Source organism: Arenibacter sp. ARW7G5Y1 (assembly GCF_003201775.1).
Lineage (GTDB): Bacteria > Bacteroidota > Bacteroidia > Flavobacteriales > Flavobacteriaceae > Arenibacter.
In genome coordinates this window covers 500,186-519,173 of the sequence record NZ_QJJZ01000001.1, presented here as the reverse complement: position 1 = coordinate 519,173, position 18,988 = coordinate 500,186, and the positions used below count along the sequence as shown (strand labels likewise).

The 18,988-nt window shown below is 40.6% G+C and carries 21 protein-coding genes; 14 read left to right on the top strand and 7 right to left on the bottom strand.

The window, feature by feature from the left end; all coding sequences use genetic code 11:
- Positions 1-2: 2 nt before the first annotated feature.
- The gene (locus C7972_RS02170) at positions 3-740 is read left to right on the top strand and encodes a hypothetical protein (protein WP_110354550.1); all 738 of its coding nucleotides are present in this window, start codon (positions 3-5) and stop codon (positions 738-740) included.
- Here C7972_RS02170 and C7972_RS02165 read toward each other — a convergent pair.
- Both C7972_RS02165 and C7972_RS02160 read right to left on the bottom strand, forming a co-directional pair.
- Positions 717-1,340: a thioredoxin family protein gene (locus C7972_RS02165; RefSeq protein WP_110354799.1), complete on the bottom strand. Its 624-nt coding sequence runs from the start codon at positions 1,338-1,340 to the stop codon at positions 717-719. The genes C7972_RS02170 and C7972_RS02165 overlap by 24 nt on opposite strands.
- Before the next feature lie 119 nt (positions 1,341-1,459).
- Positions 1,460-2,395, bottom strand: a complete 936-nt coding sequence (locus C7972_RS02160) for a YitT family protein (RefSeq protein WP_110354549.1) — start codon at positions 2,393-2,395, stop codon at positions 1,460-1,462.
- 246 nt (positions 2,396-2,641) lie between these two features.
- On the opposite strand from C7972_RS02160, the gene C7972_RS02155 reads away from it, so the two are divergent.
- The 6 genes from C7972_RS02155 (at position 2,642) to C7972_RS02130 (ending at position 7,284) form a co-directional block, all read left to right on the top strand.
- A complete protein-coding gene (locus C7972_RS02155; protein ID WP_110354798.1) occupies positions 2,642-3,145 on the top strand; it encodes a rhodanese-like domain-containing protein in 504 nt (167 codons plus the stop codon).
- 168 nt (positions 3,146-3,313) lie between these two features.
- Positions 3,314-3,925 (top strand): TIGR04282 family arsenosugar biosynthesis glycosyltransferase, encoded by a 612-nt coding sequence (locus tag C7972_RS02150; RefSeq protein ID WP_110354548.1) that lies wholly within the window; start codon positions 3,314-3,316, stop codon positions 3,923-3,925.
- A 6-nt stretch (positions 3,926-3,931) separates the two neighbouring features.
- The gene (locus tag C7972_RS02145; RefSeq protein ID WP_110354547.1) at positions 3,932-4,747 is read left to right on the top strand and encodes a purine-nucleoside phosphorylase; all 816 of its coding nucleotides are present in this window, start codon (positions 3,932-3,934) and stop codon (positions 4,745-4,747) included.
- Between the two features lie 60 nt (positions 4,748-4,807).
- Positions 4,808-5,773: an arsenosugar biosynthesis arsenite methyltransferase ArsM gene (arsM, locus tag C7972_RS02140; RefSeq protein ID WP_110354546.1), complete on the top strand. Its 966-nt coding sequence runs from the start codon at positions 4,808-4,810 to the stop codon at positions 5,771-5,773.
- A gap of 61 nt (positions 5,774-5,834) precedes the next feature.
- Complete coding sequence (locus tag C7972_RS02135; RefSeq protein WP_110354545.1) at positions 5,835-6,590, top strand: DUF547 domain-containing protein; 756 nt, start codon at positions 5,835-5,837, stop codon at positions 6,588-6,590.
- Entirely contained in the window at positions 6,577-7,284 is a 708-nt protein-coding gene (locus C7972_RS02130; RefSeq protein WP_110354544.1) for a TIGR04283 family arsenosugar biosynthesis glycosyltransferase, read from the top strand. Before C7972_RS02135 ends, C7972_RS02130 begins: the two co-directional genes overlap by 14 nt.
- On the opposite strand, the gene C7972_RS02125 is transcribed toward C7972_RS02130, so the two are convergent.
- Both C7972_RS02125 and C7972_RS02120 read right to left on the bottom strand, forming a co-directional pair.
- Positions 7,281-8,327 (bottom strand): N-acetylmuramoyl-L-alanine amidase, encoded by a 1,047-nt coding sequence (locus C7972_RS02125; protein ID WP_309148904.1) that lies wholly within the window; start codon positions 8,325-8,327, stop codon positions 7,281-7,283. The two genes, C7972_RS02130 and C7972_RS02125, sit on opposite strands and share 4 nt — an antisense overlap.
- 153 nt (positions 8,328-8,480) lie before the next feature.
- On the bottom strand, positions 8,481-9,482 hold the full coding sequence (locus C7972_RS02120; protein ID WP_110354542.1) for a glycoside hydrolase TIM-barrel-like domain-containing protein: 1,002 nt from the start codon (positions 9,480-9,482) through the stop codon (positions 8,481-8,483).
- A gap of 205 nt (positions 9,483-9,687) precedes the next feature.
- Between C7972_RS02120 and trmB the strand changes: the two genes are divergently transcribed.
- The 7 genes from trmB to C7972_RS02085 all read left to right on the top strand — a co-directional run bounded on the left by trmB (position 9,688) and on the right by C7972_RS02085 (position 14,408).
- Positions 9,688-10,359, top strand: coding sequence for a tRNA (guanosine(46)-N7)-methyltransferase TrmB (gene trmB / locus C7972_RS02115; RefSeq protein ID WP_110354541.1), 672 nt, complete (start codon positions 9,688-9,690; stop codon positions 10,357-10,359).
- Positions 10,360-10,362: 3 nt separating this feature from the next.
- A complete protein-coding gene (locus tag C7972_RS02110; protein ID WP_110354540.1) occupies positions 10,363-10,992 on the top strand; it encodes a LysE family transporter in 630 nt (209 codons plus the stop codon).
- Positions 10,992-11,336 carry an MGMT family protein gene (locus tag C7972_RS02105; RefSeq protein WP_110354539.1) on the top strand — a complete coding sequence of 115 codons (345 nt, stop codon included), beginning with the start codon at positions 10,992-10,994 and terminating at the stop codon, positions 11,334-11,336. Before C7972_RS02110 ends, C7972_RS02105 begins: the two co-directional genes overlap by 1 nt.
- Before the next feature lie 157 nt (positions 11,337-11,493).
- Positions 11,494-12,636, top strand: coding sequence for an Mrp/NBP35 family ATP-binding protein (locus C7972_RS02100; protein WP_110354538.1), 1,143 nt, complete (start codon positions 11,494-11,496; stop codon positions 12,634-12,636).
- Between the two features lie 2 nt (positions 12,637-12,638).
- Positions 12,639-12,881 (top strand): NifU family protein, encoded by a 243-nt coding sequence (locus C7972_RS02095; RefSeq protein ID WP_072860500.1) that lies wholly within the window; start codon positions 12,639-12,641, stop codon positions 12,879-12,881.
- A gap of 68 nt (positions 12,882-12,949) precedes the next feature.
- Complete coding sequence (locus C7972_RS02090) at positions 12,950-14,008, top strand: NAD(P)/FAD-dependent oxidoreductase (RefSeq protein ID WP_110354537.1); 1,059 nt, start codon at positions 12,950-12,952, stop codon at positions 14,006-14,008.
- A gap of 70 nt (positions 14,009-14,078) precedes the next feature.
- Entirely contained in the window at positions 14,079-14,408 is a 330-nt protein-coding gene (locus C7972_RS02085; RefSeq protein WP_110354536.1) for a 2Fe-2S iron-sulfur cluster-binding protein, read from the top strand.
- A 51-nt stretch (positions 14,409-14,459) separates the two neighbouring features.
- Here the strand turns inward: C7972_RS02085 and C7972_RS02080 are convergent, their stop codons facing one another.
- The 3 genes from C7972_RS02080 to C7972_RS02070 are packed head-to-tail and all read right to left on the bottom strand — an operon-like array spanning position 14,460 to position 18,831.
- Positions 14,460-16,250: a glycoside hydrolase family 9 protein gene (locus C7972_RS02080; protein ID WP_110354535.1), complete on the bottom strand. Its 1,791-nt coding sequence runs from the start codon at positions 16,248-16,250 to the stop codon at positions 14,460-14,462.
- 43 nt (positions 16,251-16,293) lie between these two features.
- Entirely contained in the window at positions 16,294-17,076 is a 783-nt protein-coding gene (locus C7972_RS02075) for a polysaccharide deacetylase family protein (protein WP_181422798.1), read from the bottom strand.
- A gap of 18 nt (positions 17,077-17,094) precedes the next feature.
- Positions 17,095-18,831, bottom strand: a complete 1,737-nt coding sequence (locus C7972_RS02070) for an ABC transporter ATP-binding protein (RefSeq protein WP_110354533.1) — start codon at positions 18,829-18,831, stop codon at positions 17,095-17,097.
- Positions 18,832-18,988 lie beyond the last annotated feature (157 nt).

The window sequence follows — 18,988 nt, the reverse complement described above, 5'->3', positions numbered from 1 at the left end:
CTATGCATCTGAACCGTAAGCAACTTTCTTTTTTAATAACATTCTTTTCCATGGCCTTGGTGGTACTAGGTTTGTACAACATCCACCTGGGGCAGGAAGAAAAGGAAGAATATGTTATTGAATTAAGTTTGTTGGAAGAGGAAGATCTGGAAAAGCAAATTGAGGAAGATTTAAAAGAAATGGAGGAAATGGCCAAGGCCGATCCCGTTAAAAGTCATATGGCCTATAACGAAGCCAATAAACCAAGTTTTGGAAATCCTGAGCCGCTCAAAACATTGGAGGAAATAATGGAAGAACAGGAGTTATCCTCTGATAGTGACGATCCTACGGACTATCTAAGTTCCGACTCCGAATACGCCGCAAGGGTAAAAGAATTGGCCAAGAGAAGAAGGGAAAAACAAGAATTATTGGGAGAAAAGGAAGCTAGTAAGGAAGTAATGACCAACAATTTGGCAAAGAGAAAGACTTCCATATCCTACTCCTTGGTAGACAGAAGACATTCCAGCCTTCCCATACCTATTTACACCTGTATAGAAGGAGGTAAGGTAGTCATTAATATTAAGGTAGACCCATTGGGAAAAGTGATAGAGGCCGACGTAAACAAAAAAAGTTCCAGTACCCTCAATGGTTGTCTAGTGGAAAATGCCATTGAATATGCCTTAAAGTCCAAATTTAATACCGGAGTAAAAGCAGAACAAATGGGCACCATTACCTATCTATTCCAAGGAAAGCAACGATAATAGGTCGCTCACCGTATTTTGCCCTTTATCCTTATTATACCAAAGTTGTAGATCCTGTTTAAATTCTGCCGTCAACTTCCCATGGGTATGTTTGTAATCCTGCACCATTCCTTTGGCAATGGAGGGTCGGGAACCCCATTCCCCAATAACCTTTCCCGTAGTGTCCGCAATGGAAATCAATTTAGGAATGGCCATGGCCCCATTGGTCAAAAACTGCTCCATTAGTGCCGGATTTTCATCACGTAATAGTAGCCTTAAAGATATATTCCTATTTAAAACCGCCATCTTATTCATTACAGGGAGTGTTTGGGCGGCATCGCCACACCAACTTTCAGTAAGCACCAACCAGGTAATTTTTTTATCAATCGCTTTAATTTTGGCTTCGGAAACAGCATCGATCTTAATGGTCTTGTCCAAACGTTTCATCCTTTGATCGTTAAGACGTGTATAGTTAACAAGTTCTTCACTTTGTACGGGTCCCGTAGATTTTCCTTCTAGGGCTAATTTGGCAACCATTTGTCTGTAATCCCCATAACCCATAGCAGTCTTTAAACCACCCTGAACCAATTCCTCTTTCGTTTTCCGTATTGTTTGTTCCATAAACATTTACACTATTTATCCCCAAAATTAGCCCTTCTTAGGGCAGCAATCGGTAACAATAGTTACATTGGTAGTATTACTTTCGCAATACTTACAAATCTGTTGTTCAATGAAAGATTTTAGTGGTTCAAAGCCCGTTTTTTGATCATCCCCCCTTTGGTATCATTTATACTATTCATAACAACAAAGGCATTAGGGTCTATCTTTTCCAGTTCCGTATTCAATTTACTAATCTCCAATCTGGTAATTACCGCATAAATAATGTCGTACTCATTGTGTGCGCCACTTTTACCATATCCGCCATGACCTTTGTATATGGTAAGCCCCCTACCCAATTTTTCAGTAATCATAAGTCTAATCTCCTCACTACGGGCAGAAATAATGGTAACCCCCGTATATTCCTCGATCCCATCCACCACAAAATCCAAAGTTTTAGAGGCCGATAAATAGGTCAACATAGAATAAAGAGCAGTCTCCAAGGAGAGGAAATAAGCAGCTGCCAAGAATATTATTATATTTATTACAATGATATTATCCCCAATTTTGGTTCTCAATTTCCTACTCAGGTAAATAGCGAGTACCTCGGTGCCATCCAAAACACCGCCTCCCCTAATGGAAAGACCTATTCCGGCCCCCAGGAAGAATCCGCCAAAAACTGCTACCAAGAGTTTGTCCTCGGTGACTTCTGGGAAGTGTACCGTGGCCAAAACTATGGCCAAGCCAATAATCGCAAATGAGGCTTTCATGGCAAATTGTTTGCCTATTACCTTAAAACCAAGGAATATAAATGGAATATTTACAAGAATAATCAATATATATAAGGGCATAGACGAGATTTCCGAGATCAAAAGTGAAATTCCCGTCGCCCCACCATCAATAAAGCTATTGGGCAACAAAAAACTCTCCAAGCCAAAAGCTGCAGAAAATATCCCGGCTATTATAAACAGGGCATCACGTATATCTGCAAAAATCCCAACCCTAAACCTTCTGGATTTTTTCCAATAAAAATACATATTGGATCTAAAATCATGACTCTTTTTCTTTTTATCGGGCATATTTTAATATTAAAATAAGATTTACTAATTGCATAGACAGCCTATAAAAGCGGCTGCCAAAAAATATTTTCCAAGTATAATAGAGAACAACTTGCGCAATTAAGGAACCGTGAAATTAAATAATCAAATTTTAATAATGGAGATCCCTTCGGTCATAAATGAAACAAAATTTGTTGTCCATTGGCTATGGTGGCTAAAGGTTATGACACCAATACACTATCTTTACCCTGTTATTTATGTCTGCCAATGAAATATCCAATCCATATTATCATAAGCCTTTTTTGCCTTTACGGACTGAGGGGGCAAAGTGACATAGACCTGACATTGAAGAGGTTGAATAATAATAGTGTGCCCTATATTGGGGCAGAAAGATTACTGGGGAACAAGGAGTTTCTCCTTTTGGACGCTAGGGAAAAAGTGGAATTTGAGATAAGCCATATAGCAAATGCAATCTGGGTAGGCGATAAGATTTTTGATGGGGACAAAATTTCTGCCATCATTCCCAACAAGAATAGACCCATCGTAGTTTATTGCTCCATAGGAATTCGCTCTGAAGTTTTTGGGGAAAAGCTTTTAAAAAAAGGCTATACAGAAGTCTACAACCTTTATGGCGGTATTTTCCAATGGAAAAACATGGGCTTTCCTGTTTATGATACCATTGGTCAAGAAACGGATAGAGTACATGCATATAACAAGCAATGGGGCAGGATGTTGAACAATGCCACAAAAGTATACAAACAAAAAAAATGAAAGCTAAAGGCTGATATTGCCAATAAACCAATCTGTTTTAATGGGTTGGATAAGGACATGGAGTTCCACCCATTTATCAATTTCTTACCTACAATTACGTAATGAATACAAAGCTATAACGACCATAAGACCAAGTCCATCAAATTAGAAAGATATTTAAAAGCCAAAATGAACCACCCCAAACCCTTACTTATCATATTTACACGTAATCCTGAACTTGGCCGGTGCAAAACCAGATTGGCGGCAACGGTGGGCGACGAAACTGCCCTTAACATTTATAAATTTTTACTTGACCATACCAAGAATATGACCAAGGGCTTAAATATGGCCAAGTGGGTGTACTATTCCGATAACATTTGGGAAAATGATATTTGGGATACCTCCATTTATGAAAAAAAAGTACAATCCGGTAAGGACTTGGGCGAGCGTATGTCCAATGCCTTTAAAGATGGATTTAATGCAGGCCATGAAAAAATTGTTATTATCGGCAGTGATATGTACGATCTAAGCGAAAACGATTTGTTGGAAGCTTTTCAAATCTTGGACCATCATGGGTATGTAATAGGTCCGGCCATTGATGGCGGCTATTACCTGTTGGGGATGAAAGTCTTGAACCCCTCACTATTTAAAGATAAAACATGGGGCACCGACACAGTATTGAAGGCCACCTTGCAGGATTTGCACAATGAAAACTACAGCCTTTTGGCGCCTAAAAATGATATAGACTATTTTGAGGATATCAAGGACATTGAGATCTTCCAAACCTTTTTAAAAAATTGAAATTATATGACGGGTAAACTACTTAAGGAATCTACTGATTATCTATTGGGCAAAGGATTTGAAGCCCCTGAAATTGGCATTGTACTCGGTACAGGTTTGGGCAAACTGGCAGATGAAATTGAAAATCCCATAGAAGCGCATTACAACCATATACCCTATTTTCCTCTGGCTACCGTAGAATTCCATTCCGGCAAATTGATCTATGGAACCTTGGAAGGCAAAAAAGTTGTAGTGATGCAGGGAAGGTTTCACTTTTACGAAGGATACGATCTTTTGGACGTTACCTACCCTATTCGCGTAATGCATATGTTAGGGATAAAAAACTTATTTATATCCAATGCTGCAGGAGCCATAAATCCCGATTTTAAAAAAGGGGACCTCATGCTAATCGAGGACCATATTAACCTTCAAGGAGGGTCTCCCCTAGCATTTAAAAACGTAAGCCAATTTGGGGATCGTTTTACGGATATGAGCGAACCATACGACATTCCAATGCGCCAAAGTTTGGAAAAAATAGCCGAAAAGGAAAATATAAACCTACAGAAGGGAGTTTACGCCTCCGTTGTAGGACCTCAACTGGAAACGAAGGCGGAATACCGAATGCTGAAAATTATCGGTGCCGATGCCGTAGGAATGAGCACTGTGCCAGAGGTAATCGTTGCCAACCACCTGAAATTACCTGTAGTGGCAGTATCGGTGCTAACGGACGAGTGCGACCCGGACAATCTTAAACCTGTCAACATTTCCGAAATAATTGCTATTGCAGGGAAAACAGAACCAAAAATGATAAAATTATTTAGGGAATTAATCAAAGCAATATAATTTTTGAAGTAGTGGGTAGTGAAATTACAAACCCGAAGACCAACTTTTAAGCATATACACATGAGTTATTTAGAAGCAACCAATGAATTATATAAGAATGCCGCATTGACCCCCGATGTTGGATTGTGCTGCACCACTAATCCTATTTGGCAATTCCCTGGCTTGTCCGTCCCAAAAATTATGCAAGAGATGAATTACGGGTGTGGAAGTACGGTTTCTGCCCAGGATTTGGTAAACAATCCAAAGGTACTATATGTGGGCGTTGGAGGCGGAATGGAGCTGTTGCAGTTTTCATATTTCTCCAGACAAACGGGCGGCGTAACCGGAGTAGATGTTGTAGATGAAATGTTGGAAGCCTCAAAAGAAAATTTCAAAATTGCCGAACAGGAGAACCCATGGTTTAAGAGCGAGTTTGTAAACCTTGTGAAAGGGGATGCCCTCCACCTACCCATTGAGGACAAAAGTATAGATGTTGCGGCACAGAACTGCCTATTTAACATCTTTAAGACAGAAGACCTGAAGAAGGCTGTTTCTGAGATGTATCGCGTTTTAAAACCACATGGCAGATTGGTTATGAGCGATCCCATATGTGAACAGCCTATGAACGAAACCCTGCGCAACGATGACCGATTAAGGGCCCTGTGCTTAAGTGGAAGTATCCCGTTGAAAGAGTATATAAAGGTATTAACGGATGCCGGTTTCGGAACCATTGAAATAAGGGCGCGAAAATCATACCGCGTTCTCTCTCCCAATCACTATCCTACGGATGAGTTGATCTTTATTGAATCTATTGAAATAGCTGCGATAAAAGATCCCATGCCCCAAGATGGCCCCTGTGTTTTTACAGGAAAAACAGCCATTTATTACGGGAATGAAGAATATTTTGATGATAAAAACGGCCATGTGCTAATGCAAAACCAACCCTTGGCGGTATGTGACAAAACCGCAGCCGCACTCAAAAAAAGCAACACCGAAATCCATATAAGCAACAGTACTTGGCATTATAATGGCGGTGGTTGCTGCTAATTATACCCATCTTGTAAGGTTTATACAGCTAAGCGCACTAATTAGAGGTAAATAAAAAACCATGCACCTTAAATCAACATTATTACTGATCCTGTTTCTAACGGAAAGTGTTGTTAATTTTGTGCCTACCCCAAGGTATGTGGAAAATATTGCCGTAGATATTGTTCCACAACTAGATCATTCCAAATGGGATGGATTACTCAAAAAGTATGTAGACGATAGGGGGAATGTTGACTACAACAGCTTTGCCAAGGATATTTCGGAGCTGCAAAATTACTTGGATCATTTAGCCAAGAACCGTCCAATGGATATGGCTCCCAAACCAGAAAAGCTGGCTTATTACATTAACCTCTACAATGCCGCTACGGTGAAGCTGATATTGGATAATTATCCTACCAAAAGTATTAAGGACATCAAAAATCCATGGGGAAAGGATATTGTGCAAATGGGAGGTGAAAAAGTTTCCTTGGGCGATCTGGAACACAAAATATTGCGCAAAATGGATGAACCGCGAATTCATTTTGCCATTAATTGTGCCTCTTATTCCTGCCCCAAATTATTGAACAAAGCCTTTACTGCCAACAACCTTGAAATTTTGCTGGAACGGACGGCCAAGGATTTTATCAATGATCCACAAAGGAATGTGCTAACAAAAGAAAAAGCCTCCCTGTCGCAAATTTTTAACTGGTACAAAAAAGATTTTACCAAAAATGGTTCCTTGATAGATTATCTGAACAAGTATGCCGCCCAAAAATTGACATCCAATACCAAAATAAGTTATTTGAACTACAATTGGGGATTAAATGAAATTGAGTAATTCCACAAACCTTAGCATAATAATTCCAACCTTAAATGAAGCCGCCCAAATTGGTAATTTGTTGGCGTATTTAAAAGCGAATAGTAGCCCTGGAAATATCAAGGAAATAATTGTAGTGGATGGTGGCAGTACGGACGGCACCCCGAGATTGGCAAAAACTTTGGGTGCCAAGACAATAACCTCAGAGAGGGGGCGTGCCAAACAAATGAACAAAGGTGCGGAATTGGCCACGGGCCATGTACTTTACTTTCTACATGCCGACACCTACCCGCCCAAAAATTTTGACCTTTACATCCTAAAGGCAATACACCGCAATATGTCTTCCGGTTGTTTTAGGATGAAGTTCGATACCTCTAAAAATTTTTTACGGTTCTTCGCCTGGTTCAGCAGGATAAATAGCCGGCTATGTAGGGGAGGTGATCAGTCCTTATTTATTTCCAAGACCCTATTCCATAGGTCGGGTGGCTTTAATGAAGAGTATATCATCTACGAGGATACGGAATTTATTAGCCGCCTATACAAAATATCAAAATTCCAGGTATTACCACAACATGTGGTAACTTCGGCCAGAAAATATGAACAGATTGGCACCTTAAAATTACAGTATCACTTTGGGATAATCCACCTCAAGAATTTACTGGGGGTTGGTCCCGAACAATTGTACCGATATTACAAGAAAAATATTACCTCTTAATTTTTATTGTCAAAATCCAACAACACCCCTTCCGATATCCATTTGGCCAGGGCTTGTCTATTGTCCGGATCCAGGATGCGCCTTTGGTCCTTTTTGCTCTTAATATTCCCAACCTCTATATAGGCCATGGCAGGTAAGGTATTCTTCACCAAATACAATCCACTACGATCGGCAAAGGTTCCCTCATAATTCCTGTTAGGCTGATATTGTCTGTATTTTTTTAAAAAAGTTTCATGGATGCTTTCCGCCAAACGTTTACCGTTCTTACTGTTCTCATGATGATAGAAAAACACGTCTATATTCTGTCCCCTGCTTCGGCTATCTACATGGGTCACTATTAGCCGCTGGTATTTTCCCATATTTTCCAAATAGAGTTTGTTCACCACATCAACACGCTGTTTTAAACGCATTAATTGGTTCAATGGAATTTCCTCGTTAGGATATACCACCTCGTCCCTATCTATTTCCAAGATCCGCTGATCCCTTATTCCATCATTGGAATCCCGCACTATAATGTAGGTCTTGGCCCCATGGGATATAAGCTCCTTGGCCAAACGAAGCGTAATATCGTAGGCATATTCGTCCTCTGCAATAATTTTGCCATCATATTTTTCAACAGCTCCGGGATCCGGCCCGCCATGACCAGATATCAAATAATATACGGCACCCTGTAACTTATTACTTTTTATTTCCGTGGCGGCATAATCCTTACCAAAAATATCATCGTTGAGGATATTGGAAACGGCCTTGATTTCAGTAGCCTTTTTTGCAACGGTTTCCTCTATGGGCACTGTATCTACGGGCACAGGGGGTATAATATACTCCCTTCCTTCGTACAAATGAATACTATCCCTTAAATTATCTTGATTAAGGTCTACAAAATGCCCGTAGTGCCTCACCGGATTCATCCCTTGCTTCCTAAGAATGGAATAAATACCATCCCCCTTTTCAGCAATTACGGTTTTAACCGCCGTTTGGGCAATTAAAGGGAGTCCTATTAACCCCACCATCCACGATAAAATAAAAGTTCTTTTGGCAGACACGGTACATATTTTGTACAAATATCATCAAAAATACTGCCATATTCCAAAAACAATCCATAATGATGGAATACTTGTATTGTGCAAACCAGGAATTTAGGCCACTACAATGCAACACAACAACAAAATGAAGACCTATTAAAATAGGTATGGGGCTTAATGAATCTTGTAAAAACTCTTAATCACCTCTTGTGCCGGTTTATTCTGAGGAGTAAATCGATTGTCATTTACCCCTCCCGCCTTTTCATGATCAATGAACCATTTCCAAACAAATCCGCCTGCAAACCAATCTTCTTTCCAAAATTCTTCAAAAATAGCCTTGGTTGCGTTGGTTTGGGCCTCAAGGTTTACATCGTCCTGACTATGGTCTACCAACCAAGGTTTTTTGGCGGTATAATTATTGCTCCTATAACCGTATTCAGTGAAGATAATGGGTTTGTTCTTTGCCACGGACAAAGATCTTATTTTCTCTTTGTGCGGTTGCCACCCCTTTCTTAATTGTTCCACTGTTGGGGTTTTTTCATCACTCAACGGGAAGTAGGCATCTATCCCGATAAAATCCAGGTCCTCCCAAAAAGGGGTTCTGCCATATTCGTCCCAATTGGCCGCATAGGTAAGTTTTCCTTTATAAACACTCCTTATTTTTTTGATCAGTTGGGTCCAATACCCAGGTCTGTGACTTACAAATTGCTCCAACTCCGTCCCAATACAAAACGCATCGGCATTTGTTTCCTGGGCCAGGGAAACATATGCCATTATGAATTTCTCATAAGACTCCTCCAGAAGTTGCCAATTTTCTTCCGAATCCATTTTTAAATTACCCGTAAATGCTCCTCTGGAAATCCAAATCTGGGGTTTCAACATTACTTTTAAACCATTCTGATGTAAGATGTCTATGTATTGTCTGGCTCCGGTCCTTGTTTCCCCGAACCATTGCCTTGAGGTATCGAAAATTATTTCTGGGGAATCCGCATCCCTGATAAAGCCAAAGGGCATAACTGCCGCACATTTGGCATTTACATTCCTAACGGCATCCACGTGTTCTTGGGCTACCATATCTCTAGAGGCTACAAAACTCACGCCATTGAATTTCTCCATTGCCTGGCCACTACAGCCAAGTTGCAATAACAATAAGAAAAGAAGACCTAATTTTTGCATTTACAATTTGATTATAGCTCTAAATTAATCCTTTTCAGGCTCATAATAAAAAATAGCAGGTGAATCCGTACTAAATATGTGGGTACTGCCAACACATTTTAAGTCTCCCTTTTAATTCCGATAACATTGAACAACGAACGGTCCGTTCCTAAGAAACAAATTTAGATTTCATTAGCTTTGCCAAAATTTAAATTTTAAAACTACCGTGGGAAGTAAGAATAAGCTGAAGCGATTCAAAGAGAATGAAACTTTCAAGAATGTAATTCAACCCTCTAGGGAAGAAATTACCAAAGGTTCGTTTTCTTTAAAGGGAAAATGGAATGAATTTTTCGGCAATGACAATCCTTTGGTTTTGGAATTGGGCTGTGGCAAAGGCGAGTATACCATTGGAATGGCCAGACAAAATAAAAACAAAAACTTCATTGGAATAGATATCAAGGGAGCCCGCTTTTGGCGTGGTGCCAAAACTGCCATTGAAGAGAATGTATCCAACGCCGCCTTTTTAAGAACCCAAATAGAATTGATCGACGGGCTTTTTGCTCCTGAAGAAGTTTCTGAAATCTGGATTACCTTTCCAGACCCCCAAATAAAATATAAACGTACCAAGCACCGACTTACCAACGAAGTTTTCTTGGATAAGTATAAATTAATTCTAAAGGAAGATGGTGTAATGAATCTCAAGACCGATAGTGAATTTATGCACGGCTATACCCTAGGCCTATTACATGGCAAAGGTTATGAAGTGCTCTATGCCAATCACGACATCTACAAAAATGAAGGGAGCCCCAAAGAAGTGTTGGAAATACAAACTTTCTATGAAAAACAGTATCTTGAAAAAGGAAAACCGATCACCTATATCAAATTTAGAATAAGGTAAACCATGGAGCATTTACTTACCCTTTTTTTTGCCACTTTTTCAGCTGCCTTCATGGCCACAGTCCCCCCAGGCCTATTAAATATGAACGCCGCCAAGATCAGTGTGGAGAAAGGTAAGACCAATGGTATTATTTTTAGTCTGGGAGTTTCTACTATGATCATTATTCAGGCCTATATTTCTGTGCTGATTTCCAAATTTCTATTCAAAAACCCGGAGATCATAGACCTGCTTTTAAAAATAGCCCTTATTGTCTTCGCTTTTTTTGCCGTTTACTTCTTTGTCAAAGCCAAGAAAAAAAAACTACAAAGGCCCAAAATAGTCAAGGTAAGTAAGAAAAATAGCTTCTTTAAAGGAATATTGCTGGCAGCGGTAAACCTTTTGACCATTCCGTACTACAGTGGACTGAATGCCATGTGGAACGCCTCGGGATGGATACAATTTCAATTCCGGGATATAGCTACCTTTATTCTTGCTGCGGGATGCGGTACCTTTACGGTACTCTATTTGTACACGGTCTATTTTACAAAATTGGAAACCAAGAACAATCGGTTTTCAAAAAATTCCAATTACATCTTAAGTGCCCTAATGTTGTTACTTTTAGTGATTACGCTAATTCGAATATTTTATACCTGATGAAACCTGAAAATGAGAACTTTTTTGAAAAAGTGTACACAGTGGCCAGGCAAATACCATTTGGGCGGGTTACTTCCTATGGTGCCATTGCCAAATATTTAGGAACTGCAAGAAGCGCTAGGATGGTGGGATGGGCCATGAACGGCGCCCACAAAATTGGGGATATCCCAGCCCATAGGGTTGTTAACAGAAAAGGGTTATTGACCGGGAAACATCATTTTGAAGGCACCAATCTAATGCAGCAGTTATTGGAAAATGAGGGGATAAAAGTGGTGGATAACCAAATCGTGAATTTCGAAGTCCATTTCTGGGATCCCTGGCAGGAACTAAAACAATTTTCCTGATTGAAATTGCCCGTATTTTTGCCTTAATCCCATTATATAGAATATACTTATTGCCTTATTTTACTTTTCAATTCCCTTCCTTCCTAATCTCGCTCCTAAGCCCTATCTTTGTAATTTAGAATCAGTTTTAATAATGACTGAATAAGAATGGTTTAGGATGAAATTAGACAAGAAAGACATACTTAAGGCCCTTGAGAACATCACTGTCCCCGGAGAAGGACAAAATATGGTGGAAAGTGGTGCCGTTAAAAATATTATGGTTTTTGGGGATGAGGTAGTTGTAGATATTACCATTTCCAACCCGAGCTTACAGGCGCGAAAGAAAACCGAAGTTGAAATTCTCAAGGTGATACATGAGAAGGTGTACAACAAGGCCAAAATTACCGTCAATGTAAAGGTGGATGCCCCCGCTGCCAAGCCTAAGGTTAATGAAATAAAGGGGAAACCCGTCCCAGGGATCAAAAATATTATTGCTGTTGCTTCAGGAAAAGGAGGGGTAGGAAAATCCACGGTCACCGCAAATTTGGCAGTAACCCTAGCTAAAATGGGATTTAAGGTGGGCCTATTGGATGCGGACATTTATGGTCCATCCATGCCCATCATGTTCGATGTTGCCCAAGAAAAACCTTTGGCCGTAAATATTGAAGGGAAATCCAAAATGAAGCCGATAGAAAATTATGGCGTAAAACTCTTGTCCATTGGTTTTTTCACCCAACCGAATCAGGCAGTAATCTGGAGAGGCCCTATGGCCGCCAAGGCACTCAATCAAATGATTTTTGATGCCCATTGGGGGGAATTGGATTTTATGTTGCTGGATCTTCCTCCAGGGACAGGGGATATACATTTAAGCATTATGCAATCCTTACCAATAACAGGGGCAGTGGTCGTAAGTACCCCGCAGGAAGTGGCCTTGGCCGATGCTCGAAAGGGAGTGGCCATGTTCCAACAAGATTCCATAAATGTACCGGTATTGGGAATCGTAGAAAATATGGCGTATTTTACACCAGAGGAATTACCCAACAACAAATATTATATTTTTGGCAAAGAAGGTGCCAAGCATTTGTCCGACGACTTAAACGTTCCTTTTTTAGGGGAGATTCCCTTGGTACAAAGTATTAGGGAGGCAGGTGATGTAGGAAGGCCGGCGGCACTTCAAACGGCAACCTCAATTGAAACCGCTTTTGAGGAAATTACAAAAAATGTAGTTCGGGAAGTGGTGGATAGAAACAAAAGTTTACCTCCAACGGAGGCTATTAAAATAACTACAATGGCAGGTTGTTCGGCTGTTAAAAAGAAGTAATTATGACATCGATTGAACTTAAAAATAATGTTGAAAAAGCCTTGGAGGAAATCCGTCCTTTTTTGCAAAGTGATGGTGGGGACATTTCCCTAATTTCCATAGACAACGACAACTCGGTTAAGGTAAAATTGGAAGGGGCCTGTGTTGGCTGTTCGGTTAACCAAATGACCCTAAAAAGCGGTGTGGAAATGACCATAAAAAAATATGCCCCACAAATACAGGAGGTCATTAATGTGGTGCAATAAGCTGACTTTTATCATAATCCAATACCAATTCCTTTTTTAGCTTTGTAGCTATTTTAAGTTTTTCTTCCATGATTAAAACAGATATTCTGATTATAGGTGCCGGCCCAACCGGTCTTTTTGCAGTTTTTGAAGCAGGCCTATTACAGCTTAAATGTCATTTAATTGACGCATTGCCACAGGCTGGTGGGCAGTGTTCCGAAATTTACCCTAAGAAGCCTATTTACGATATCCCAGGATTCCCAGAAGTGTTGGCAGGCGATCTGGTAAACAACCTTATGGAACAGATAAAAGCGTTCCAACCTGGATTTACTTTGGGGGAACGGGCCAATACCATTGAAAAATTGGAAGATGGCACTTTTTTGGTTACCACCAACAAGGGTACCAAGCACAATGCCCCCATCGTGGCAATTGCCGGAGGTCTTGGTAGTTTTGAGCCCAGAAAACCCCTGATAGATAAAATAAAGGATTATGAGGACAAGGGGGTTGCCTATTTTATAAAAGACCCGGAAGTATATCGTAACAAGAAGGTGCTTATTGCCGGGGGCGGAGATTCTGCCCTGGACTGGAGTATCTTTTTGGCCGATGTAGCTTCGGAAGTAACCTTGGTACACAGAAGAAATGAGTTTAGAGGTGCTTTGGATTCTGTAGAGAAGGTACAGTCCTTAAAAAATCTTGGAAAAATAAACCTTATTACCCCTGCAGAAGTGGTAGGCCTTAAGGGATCCGGAAAATTAGAGGCCGTGGTAATCAACAAATCGGGGGATGAAGATGAAGAAATCACCAAAGAAATAGATCATTTTATCCCTTTGTTCGGACTGTCGCCCAAACTGGGGCCCATTGCCGATTGGGGATTGGAAATTGAAAAGAATGCCATAAAAGTGGACACCTTCGATTATCAGACCAACATTCCAGGTATATATGCCATTGGGGACGTAAATACGTATCCCGGAAAACTAAAATTGATCCTTTGCGGCTTTCACGAGGCAACCCTAATGTGCCAGAGTGCCTATCAGCGTATTTTCCCGGACAAAAAATATGTTATGAAATATACCACCGTTGGCGGTGTATCCGGTTTTGATGGCAGCAAAAAAGAAGCCCCTAAGGCAGTAGTAAAGGCCATTGATTAAAAAAAACAACCAAATCCTAAAGTAAATCCCTTAAATTTGCTGGCTATTAGCAAAAAAGAATATTTCTGGCATGAGCGATGTTAAAATAAAAATTAAGGACAGGGATGGGGTTGTTCACGAGGTAGACGCACCCACGGACATGAATATGAATCTAATGGAAATAGTACGTTCCTACGAACTTGCCCCAGAGGGAACCATTGGTATATGTGGGGGTATGGCCATGTGCGCATCCTGCCAGTGCTATATAGAGTCTGACCACCAATTGCCCGAAATGTCCGATGATGAGGACGCCATGCTTGCCGAAGCTTTTAACGTAAAGAATAACAGCCGTTTGGGTTGCCAGATCCATATTACAGAAGATTTGGAAGGCCTGGAAGTGGAATTGGCCCCTGAGAGCTAAAAGGCAATCACCTGCTTTTGATTGAACCACCTTTTTCCCTAAAACCTAAGACTAATTTTTGTTTTGGTCCGCCCAATGGGCCATCATAATTATAGAGCCGGCAGTACCATCCATGGTAGGTTCATTGGTAGAATAGTCACCAATATCATCATGGTACACCACAAACTCATTTTGAAAGGCTTCAAATTCATCCGGATTATCCATACGTAAGCCCTTTAAGGAATTAAAAATCGAGGCATAGACCGGACCGTCCACCAAGCCTCCAGCAAGTTCCTTTCCGGTCAGTGCCCATGTACTGGTATGCACATCCATAGGATACTCCCCAGTTTCCGGCATCTTGGTAAACATAGAAGTTCCCCATGGATTTCTACCAAAAAGCCAATCCCTTTGTTCCACCAAAAATTGATGGTAACTTTTATCCCCGGTCATTTTTTCATAGAGAATCCCCTGGGTAATTAAACTGCTGAGCAAATTATTGGAGCACCAGATAAATGGGACCCCAATATTATAGGCATTTTTGGAAGCCCTCTTCAAATTATCCTCCAAACCACTTTTGTAGTAGGCAGCCAACGTATTTTGAAAATTTTCATCCACCAGATCATGTAGGGCAAAATGGCCCAAATTAACAAATGGATAATATTCATAATGCCCCACCGAATCCTTGGGCATCCACGATATCGTATTCGCCTTTAGGGCATACTCCTTGGCCTCTTTCAAATAGCTACTGTTTCCCGTACTTTTGTAAAGCTCTGCAGCTCCCCATTCCATATCGTCCGCCCAGGTCTTCTCTGAATATCTATACGGGGCGCCATAGGAGTTCCCCTGTTGAAAACCTTCCTTCTCCTTTCCCAAACGATATAAGGATTTGGCAGCCTCCAAACAGTTTTGCGCAAAAACGGAATCCTTTACATCCCGTAACCAAATTCTTGAGGCCAAGGCCAGCGCCGCGGCTGAGCGTCCTGCCAAATTAGAAACACCACTGGCCTCACTTTTATATTTGTTAAGACCTTGTGGTTCCCCAGTCGCAAAATATGCCACCCTATAACTATTTTTGCCCCAGCCGTAGTCCGAGCTGTCCTCATCAGGCATTTTCCACCCAATATGATCGCGATCATCTGCAATTTGATGTATCAATTGATCGGTATCGGGGTGCAATTTTAAAATCCAATCCAAACCCCACTTGGCCTCATCCAAAACATCCGCAATACCATTGGGCCGTGGTTGACCTAAGGCGTTTACCCGGTCTTCAAAAGTATCGGGGTATAATTCATAGGCCATCAACATATGGGCCGTGGCATAACTTCCGGTTATTAGATATTTAAGCTGATCTCCTGCATCATGCCAACCTCCGGAAGCATCCACAAAGGTTCCTTCGGGCATAGGGCCATAGGCCGAACGCCCGTCCCTTTGATGGCATACCATATCAAAATAAGGATTATAGCCGCAACGTTGTTGACGCATAAACCCTAACAATACCTCAGATTTTTGCTTATAAACATCATTCCCTATCTTAAAAAGTTTTGATCGAGAATTGGATTTTTTTGCCTTTATAAAGTAAGTCCCCTTGACGGTTACATGTGAAAAATCCAGTTCATAATAATTCTTAAAAGTCCCCCAACCCTTCTGTTTGGATTTAATTGGCCTTAATGTAGCCACCACCTTGTTCTTATCATCTATCAACTGGAACACTTCGTTTACCCTGGTATTTGAAAAAACAATTGCCTTTTTGTGTTCATCCAATAAATACCCCAACTGATTTATTCTAATAAACGGGCCTTGGGGAATTTCGTTTCCCATAAGGAATTGCCCTATGGACAATAACAAAAAGATGAATTGTTTCATAGAATAGGAAGATTATAAAACTTAAAGATAAAAAAATAGATTCTTAATTACCATCAAGTAAACGCTCAATCCGCTGCAATTGATAGCCCCTTTTTTTCAAATGTTTGATCAAGGGTTCCAAATAATGATAAAGCTTGTCCGTACGGGAGGTATCCGTACCGATATGCATCAAGAGCAAAAATCCATTTAGACCAGTACTGTTTTGTTCTTCATATTGTACTATATTTTGGATAATTTCTGTACTGGATCTATAATTTTTCATTTCAGGGGTAGTATAATCTGCATGTGACAGGGTTCCATGGGTCATATTTACCAATATAAGCCCCATATTCCCTGTCCATTTGGCAATGCTATCGTTGTACCACTCATAAGGTGGAAGAAAATAGCGGGCATTCTCTTTCCCTATACCAAATGCTTTCATCTTCCCATAATTAGCCAGTAGATCCTGTTTAAATTCCTCTTGTGAAACCAATAGGCTGTCCCGTTGTGTCCAATCACAATACAAAAGATGTTTATTGGAATGTGCGCCCAAATAATGTCCATCACTATATAACTTTTTGATCGTTCGGGTAAATTTTGGATTACTATAAAAGTTTCCTGTAAAAAAGAAAGAGGCCAATACCTGTTCCTTTTTAAGGATCCTTCGTATGTGCTTGGCACCATCTCCAAATTGATCCCCTGTAAATACTAGGGATAAGGCCGGATGTGTACTATCCCCCCTTACCAAGGCCCCATCTATATAAGAATATTTTTCCGATTTCAGTCCTTGACCATTGCCAACCAGAATACCTCCGGTTAAAAATAAAGAAAACAAGCACCTTCTCATCGCCTGGACCATTTTTTACTAAATCCTCGCTTGGTAAGTAAATAGGTTGTAATATCTACCTTCTTTTGCAATAAGCTCATCGTGGGTTCCCTTTTCAGCAATACGACCATTTTCTATGACGAGAATTTGATCGGCTTTCCTTATGGTACTCAATCTATGGGCGATGACAAAGGTTGTCCTTCCCTCGGTCAGGGTGGCCAAACTTTTTTGAATAAGGGCTTCACTTTCCGTATCCAGATTGGAAGTAGCTTCGTCCAAAATCAAAATTTTAGGATTGGCCAAGACCGCCCTGGCTATTGCAATACGTTGCCGCTGTCCGCCGGAAAGTTTCACTCCCCGTTCCCCGATCAGCGTGTCCAATCCCTTATCAAACCTATCTGTAAATTCGTCCACATAGGCTGCTTTCACGGCCATAATAACTTCTTCCTCCGATGCATTGGGCCTTGGGAACATTATATTTTCCCTAATGGTACCTTCAAACAAAAATTCATCTTGTAGTACAACCCCCAAATTCTGGCGATAACTTCTCAGATCAACTTTGGAAAGATCTTGATTATCCACTGTAATGGTTCCTGATAAGGGATTTAAAAAGGTTGCCGCCAAACCGGCTATAGTGGATTTCCCGGAACCGGAACTACCCACCAGCGCAACCACATCACCGGACTTAACCTCAAAACTAACGCTATGCAATACTTCATTATCCTCCTCATAGGCGAAGGAAACCTCCTTAAAGGCTATATCCCCCTTTATTTCTTCAAGAACAATTGTTCTTTCCCCTTCATTGGCTTCCGGTATCATATTCATTAATTCTTCCGTACGGTCTAGACCTGCAAGCGCTTCGGTAAGCTGACTCCCTATATTGCTCATTTGTACAATGGGGGCGATCATGATACCCAAAACAAAGGTGAAGGACAGGAATTCTCCAAGACTCAATCCTTCATACATAATTTTATAACCCCCGATCCCCATAATTCCTGTGGTAGCAATCCCGATTAAAAAAGTTGCCGAACTGGTCATAAAAGCAGTTGCCGTAAGGCTCTTTTTTACATTTTGGAACAACAGTTCCACTCCATTCTCGAAGACCTTGGTCTCCTGCTCCTCCGCATTAAAGCCTTTGATTACCCTTATACCTCCGAGTGTTTCGGTAAGCCTACCCGTAACCTCAGCATTTATTTTTCCCCGATTTCTAAAAATAGGTCTTATAATCTTGAATGCCTTTAAAGCAATGAAGGCAAAAATGGCCAATGGAATAAAGGTAAAGAAGGTCATTGACGGACTAATCCATAACATGTAGACCAAGGCACCTATGGCCGTAATACTCCCCCCTACCAATTGGACCAATCCTGTCCCAATAAGGTTTCGAACCCCTTCCACGTCGGACATTATACGAGAGACCAAAGCCCCCGATTTGGTATTATCAAAAAAACGGATCGGGAGTGAAAGCACTTTTTTTTGCACCTGTGCCCTAAGCTCCGAGATAAGGTATTGTGCTTGCACACTCAATATTTTTGTCAACAAAAATGAAGTTACGGCCCGCACCAAAATAGATAGTATTACCAACCCTACCAATATTTTGAGCATATCCATATCCTTGTTTGGAATAACATCGTCCATAAAATATTTTAGGGAAATAGGACCTACAAAATTTGCAGCATTACTTATTACGATCAACAGCAGACCAATAAGTACCAAATTGCGACGTGGCCAAATTATTGTTTTAAAGGCGGTAAGAATACTAACTTTTTTATTGGGCATTATATAGTTTATTTTGATTTTGGGAATTATAAGGTATAAATGTAATTAAAGTTATTGGTAGGCGAACCATGAAACTTTCCATGTTATTACATAATTATGGTACACAGATAACATCACAAAAGAACGAATAACCCAGGATATGATTGCAAATCCCAAT